Here is a 5,179-nt window from a genome sequence, read left to right as displayed (position 1 = left end):
GCCCGCGAGCTTGGCGAGCCGCTCCTGGAGCTTCTCGCGGTCATAGTCGGACGTCGTGGTCTCGATCTGCTGGCGGATCTGCGCGACGCGGCCGTCGATATCGGCCTTGGTGCCGACGCCGTCGATGATCGTCGTGTTATCCTTGTCGATCACGACCTTCTTGGCCCGGCCCAGCATCGACACGGTGACATTCTCGAGCTTGGTGCCAAGCTCCTCGCTCACCACATCGCCGCCGGTAAGGATCGCGATGTCCTCGAGCATCGCCTTGCGGCGATCTCCGAAGCCCGGTGCCTTGACCGCCGCAACCTTGAGCCCGCCGCGCAAGCGGTTGACCACCAGGGTCGCGAGTGCCTCGCCCTCGACATCCTCCGCGATGATCAGCAGCGGACGACCCGACTGCACCACCTTCTCGAGCAGCGGCACGAGCGCCTGCAGGTTCGAGAGCTTCTTCTCGTGGATGAGGATATACGGGTCGTCGAGCTCGACGCGCAGCTTCTCGGTGTTGGTGATGAAATAGGGCGAGAGGTAGCCACGGTCGAACTGCATGCCTTCCACGGTCTCGAGCTCGGTCTCGAGGCTCTTGGCTTCCTCGACCGTGATCACGCCCTCATTGCCGACCTTCTTCATCGCCTCGGCAAGGATGCGGCCGATCTCCGCATCGCCATTGGCGGAGATGGTGGCGACCTGCGCGATCTCGCTGTTGGCGCTGACCTTCTTCGCGTGCGACTGAAGGTCCTGGGTCACCGCGCCCACGGCCAGATCGATCCCGCGCTTGACGTCCATCGGGTTCATGCCGGCCGCGACCGCCTTCGAGCCTTCGCGGACGATCGCCTGGGCGAGCACGGTGGCGGTGGTGGTGCCATCGCCCGCCTTGTCATTCTGCTTGCTGGCGACCTCGCGCAGCATCTGTGCGCCCATATTCTCGAACTTGTCGGAAAGTTCGATCTCCTTGGCGACGGTGACGCCGTCCTTGGTGATGCGCGGCGCACCGAAGCTCTTGTCGATCACGACGTTGCGCCCCTTGGGGCCCAGCGTCACCTTCACTGCGTTCGCAAGCGTATCCACGCCACGCAGCATGCGATCACGCGCGTCGGACGCAAACTTCACTTCCTTGGCAGCCATCTGCCTGACTCCTTTCTGTGTCCTTCCTGAAAATTGGGGATGCGGTCACGCCGCCTGGCGGACCGCGGCGACCCTCTCGATCACGCCGAGAATGTCGCTCTCCTTCATGATGAGCAGATCCTCGCCGTCGATCTTGACCTCGGTACCCGACCATTTGCCGAACAGGATGCGGTCGCCCGGCTTGACCGTAAGCTCGACCAGCGTGCCGCGCTCGTCGCGCGCGCCCGGTCCGACAGCGACGATCTCGCCTTCCTGCGGCTTTTCCTTCGCGGTGTCGGGGATGATGATGCCGCCCGAGGTCTTCTCCTCGGCCTCGATGCGGCGGACGACCACACGGTCGTGCAAGGGGCGGAAATGCATGCATAACCTCCAGTTGCAAAACATGAATGTGATGTCTCCGGCGCTCGTTCGAACGCCGGGCGGCGGCGAATTGGGAAAGCCGATTTTTCAGTTCAAGAGGCGAAGCGAGAAATTTTGGCACGCGTTTTCATGCAGTGCCAGCGACCAGGTTGCGCGGCCGCCGGTGCGGGTCTTGACCATCGCGGACGCGCGACCAAAATTCCTGGCACTGGGCGCAGCCGCCCAACGCACAAGGAGCGACGACGAGGGAAGGAGGACAGCCGTGTCGCAGCCAGTCTCCCGTTTTCTTCATCCGTTCGACATCGCGCGCCATCCCAGACTCGAGCCCGAGGTCAGGCGTGCCATTCTCGCCCGCTGGGCGTGCGAGCCATCCGCGCTTCCGGGCAAATCCGCCTGGCGACCGCCGTCCGGCACGACCGGGGACAGGCTGATCGACGAGGATTTGTCCGCGCTGCGTTCGCTGAACCAATCGCGCGCACACCGGATGGCCCGCCTATGACCGACCGCGCGCTTCTTGTGCAGCTTGAAGGCTATGGGCTCACCTTCGCGGAAATTCATTACTATCGCCCCGATGCGCCGTCGCTGCTGCAACTCTTCGCCTGGCAGGAATATGATCTCGCACCCGATTTCCCGGTGCTGCTCGGCTTCCTCGACCATTGGCGCCGCGAGATCGAGGCTGCGCTGCATTCGGTGCGGATCGAGCATGAACGGCTGATCCGGCCGGCGGAGTGGCGCGCGGTGGACGGTGTGTTTCCGCTTCGGTGATCACGTAACTTTCGAGCGGGGACACAGCATCTGCGCAATTGCTTGTTGCGGCCGCACGCCGCGCCTCGGATCGGCCCCCACTCATGAGGCAGTCGCAATGTGTCCCGGCTTCGACCGCTGAAATCCATCCGAATGCGCCCCGGAAGCCGACATCCGGGATGATCATCGTGCCTCAATGGTCGGATGTGCCCGGCTGACGGCGCGATCGTCCTTCGATCGCCATGACGTCGCGCGATAGAAACGGCATGGTTTGCTGGGCAACCCGCAGCGCGTCGAGCGCCTCCTGCCGCTTTCCCTGCGCCAGCAATGCGCGGGACAACGAATAGCGCAGGTCACCCAGGCCAGGGTGCCCCGCGATGAGCGCGCGGATGTTGAGCTCGGCTGTCCGTGCCAGCGCCATCGGCGCGCCATGGCGCAAGACCAGATCCGATTGGACGCGTGCGAGGAGCGAGCGCGACATCACGCTGGCGTCGGACCCGTCTGCGAGCGCGGCGAGACTGTTGCGGGCACCGACCAGGCTCTGCCGGTCACCGAGCCGCCAGAGCCGATAGGCTTCGGCGTAGCGGGCGCGCGATTCTTCCGACATCCCGGCCCCGCCGCCCGAAAACGCGCTCACATGGGCATGCACGTAATTTGCGAAATGGAGCACCGCCCGATCCGACCGGGTCGCCGATACGGGATAGCGTTCCGCGAACAGGACTACGCCCGAGCCGCCATCGACAAGCTCGGTTGCGAGCTGTCCCTTGTTCGCGGACGTGTCGAGGGAGAATCGCACGATATAGGCAGGTGCCGCGGCCGGGGAAGGAAGCCGGTCGATGACCTGAACGCCTCCGAATTTGGAAAACGCGCGGACCATGTCGCGGCGCACTGCCTCCGCTTGCGCGGTATCGCTGCCAGGTGCAGCCGGGTCGACGATCACCGCGAGCAGCGGCTTGGCGGCATCGTCCGTGTCGCGGCCCTGCCAGGTCAGAAATAGCGCTGCCAGCGCGGCAAGCGCCGTCGTCGCGGCGAGCCCGATCATGCGCCGCACAGGCCATGCGCGTGCCGGTTGCGCCTCCCGCATGACCAGGGTGGTGCGGTAGCCATGGTTCCGCACGGCCTCGATTGCTGTGCCGTCCATGCCGATCTGTGCAAGGCTCTCGCGCAGCAAGGTCACCCGCTGCTTGATCGTCTCTCGCGTGACGTGCGCATCCCAGACAATGCGCTCGATGTCCGCGAATGGAACCGGGTCGGGCGCCCGTGAAACGAGCAGGTCGAGCATCCGAAACGAAAGGTCGGGCAAGCGGTGCGCAGCGCCAGCGACGATCACTGCGTGACGTATGCGGCACAGTTCGATGCTCATTTCACCAATCTTCACCGTTCTTTTCTTGTCGCGCTGCCCGGTTCGGACACAGCCTTGGGGCATGACAAGGCACCACACCCCGCTCATCCTAATCGCCCTCGCAGCGATCGGATGCAACAATCCGGCTCTGGCGAAAACCCCGCAGACCGATGCCGACGCACCGCGTCGCATCGCCGACGCGATCCTCGCTGCTCAAATCGAAGCGAACGGCGTGCCCGGCATGGCCGCGGCCGTGACGCGCGATGGCACGCTGATCTGGGTCGGCACTGCCGGCTATCGCGATCTCGAACGAAAGCTGCCGGTCGATCCCGACACCAGCTTTCGCCTCGCCAGTGTTTCCAAGCTGCTGACCGCAACCGCCGCGATCATGCTCCACGACCGCAAGCAGCTGGACCTCGACGCACCAGTCCAGCGCTACCTGCCAGGCGTCCGCCTGAGCTGGCCTGCGGAGATCACGCCGCGCCAGCTCGCGGCGCATATGTCGGGCATTCCCCATTATCAGGATGTCGATGCCGCGCGCGGAAAGGTCCGCTTCGGCTCGGTCAATGAGGCGGTCGCGATCTTCGCCAACCGGCCGCTGCTGTTCGCGCCGGGTACGCGGTATCAATACAGCTCTTACGGATACACGTTGCTCAGCGCGGCGATCGAGGGCGCCGCAGACATGCCGTTCCTGTCCTTCGTCTCGCGCGCGATGATCCAGGACCTGCCGCTGCGCCCGGACCTGGCGCCCGATCCGGCGCACGATACGGTCGCTTATGAATTTGAAGGTGGCGCGATCCGTCCCGCGGCCGCCCACGATTACAGCTATTCCTGGGGTGGTGCGGGCTTCCGCGGCACGGCGCATGGCGTTGCACTGTTCGGTGCAAGGGTGATGCGCGACGGCTTCCTGTCACCAAAGGCGCGCGCAGTGATGTGGACGCCGAGCCTGATGAACGACGGGACGCCGGTAATGGAGGGCGAAGATCGCATCGCTTTCGGCTGGCGCATCCGAACAGACAATGACGGGCAACAGATCGCGCATCATGCCGGTGCCGCGATCGGTGCGCGCAGTGCGTTGATGCTCTACCCTGAGCGCGGCGAAAGCGTAGCGCTGCTCTCGAACGCCGTCTGGGTTTCGGACATCACCGAAACCGCCGCGATGCTGGCAGCGCCGTTCCAGGCCGATCCCACCGGGCCGCAAACGCGCTGCCCGATATGGGCGAGCCAATATAGCGGCAGCTTCGGGGACAAGCCGGTGACCGGCACGGTGCGATTCGCAATGACGGACGGCATCTGCCGCGGCACGCTGGGCCTCGGCAACGCTGCGGGCGACTGGTTCGATGCTCTGCCTCAGGCCAGCACCGACGGGCTGGCCGTCATCTCGATCCTCCCGGGTGACCGGCTCGATCGCGGTGCCCTCGTCACGCCGAGCGGGACCTACGACTTCCGCCGTCAGCCCGACGGCAGCTTCGTCGCAGCGCTGAGCCCGGCCCGCAAATTCGTGGTGCGATTGCAGCGCTGACAATTCCTCAGACTGCCATCGCCATTCCGTCCTCTCGCGCGATGCGGGCGCTGTTAGGATCGCCGCGTGCGCGTCCGCACCGCTTGTGG

Annotated in this window: 6 protein-coding genes; 3 read left to right on the top strand and 3 right to left on the bottom strand. The window is 65.2% G+C overall.

Annotated features, from left to right (window positions below):
• Both groL and groES read right to left on the bottom strand, forming a co-directional pair.
• On the bottom strand, positions 1 to 1,122 hold a 1,122-nt coding region (gene groL, locus AX681_RS21140; protein WP_066682728.1), incomplete at its 3' end, for a chaperonin GroEL.
• A 45-nt stretch (positions 1,123 to 1,167) separates the two neighbouring features.
• Positions 1,168 to 1,482, bottom strand: a complete 315-nt coding sequence (groES, locus tag AX681_RS21135) for a co-chaperone GroES (RefSeq protein ID WP_066659900.1) — start codon at positions 1,480 to 1,482, stop codon at positions 1,168 to 1,170.
• Here groES and AX681_RS22975 point away from each other — a divergent pair.
• Complete coding sequence (locus tag AX681_RS22975; protein WP_231733735.1) at positions 1,481 to 1,981, top strand: hypothetical protein; 501 nt, start codon at positions 1,481 to 1,483, stop codon at positions 1,979 to 1,981. The two genes, groES and AX681_RS22975, sit on opposite strands and share 2 nt — an antisense overlap.
• Positions 1,978 to 2,247 (top strand): usg protein, encoded by a 270-nt coding sequence (locus AX681_RS21125; protein ID WP_066659897.1) that lies wholly within the window; start codon positions 1,978 to 1,980, stop codon positions 2,245 to 2,247. The genes AX681_RS22975 and AX681_RS21125 overlap by 4 nt, the downstream gene beginning before the upstream one ends.
• 172 nt (positions 2,248 to 2,419) lie before the next feature.
• Here AX681_RS21125 and AX681_RS21120 read toward each other — a convergent pair whose 3' ends face one another.
• The gene (locus AX681_RS21120; RefSeq protein ID WP_066659894.1) at positions 2,420 to 3,589 is read right to left on the bottom strand and encodes a winged helix-turn-helix domain-containing protein; all 1,170 of its coding nucleotides are present in this window, start codon (positions 3,587 to 3,589) and stop codon (positions 2,420 to 2,422) included.
• A gap of 61 nt (positions 3,590 to 3,650) precedes the next feature.
• Between AX681_RS21120 and AX681_RS21115 the strand changes: the two genes are divergently transcribed.
• Positions 3,651 to 5,090: a serine hydrolase domain-containing protein gene (locus AX681_RS21115; protein WP_066682722.1), complete on the top strand. Its 1,440-nt coding sequence runs from the start codon at positions 3,651 to 3,653 to the stop codon at positions 5,088 to 5,090.
• Positions 5,091 to 5,179: the final 89 nt, after the last annotated feature.

The sequence above is a fragment of the Sphingomonas sp. CCH9-E2 genome, assembly GCF_001557215.1.
GTDB lineage: Bacteria > Pseudomonadota > Alphaproteobacteria > Sphingomonadales > Sphingomonadaceae > Sphingomonas.
The sequence above is the reverse complement of the archived record's forward strand: the minus strand, read 5'-3'. Positions and strand labels throughout refer to the sequence as shown.

Bases quoted from the DNA above. Each gene is read 5' to 3' on its own strand.
- groES (WP_066659900.1), bottom strand. From the start codon at position 1,482: ATGCATTTCCGCCCCTTGCACGACCGTGTGGTCGTCCGCCGCATCGAG.
- AX681_RS21125 (WP_066659897.1), top strand. From the start codon at position 1,978: ATGACCGACCGCGCGCTTCTTGTGCAGCTTGAAGGCTATGGGCTCACC.
- AX681_RS22975 (WP_231733735.1), top strand. From the start codon at position 1,481: ATGCATAACCTCCAGTTGCAAAACATGAATGTGATGTCTCCGGCGCTC.
- AX681_RS21115 (WP_066682722.1), top strand. From the start codon at position 3,651: ATGACAAGGCACCACACCCCGCTCATCCTAATCGCCCTCGCAGCGATC.
- AX681_RS21120 (WP_066659894.1), bottom strand. From the start codon at position 3,589: ATGAGCATCGAACTGTGCCGCATACGTCACGCAGTGATCGTCGCTGGC.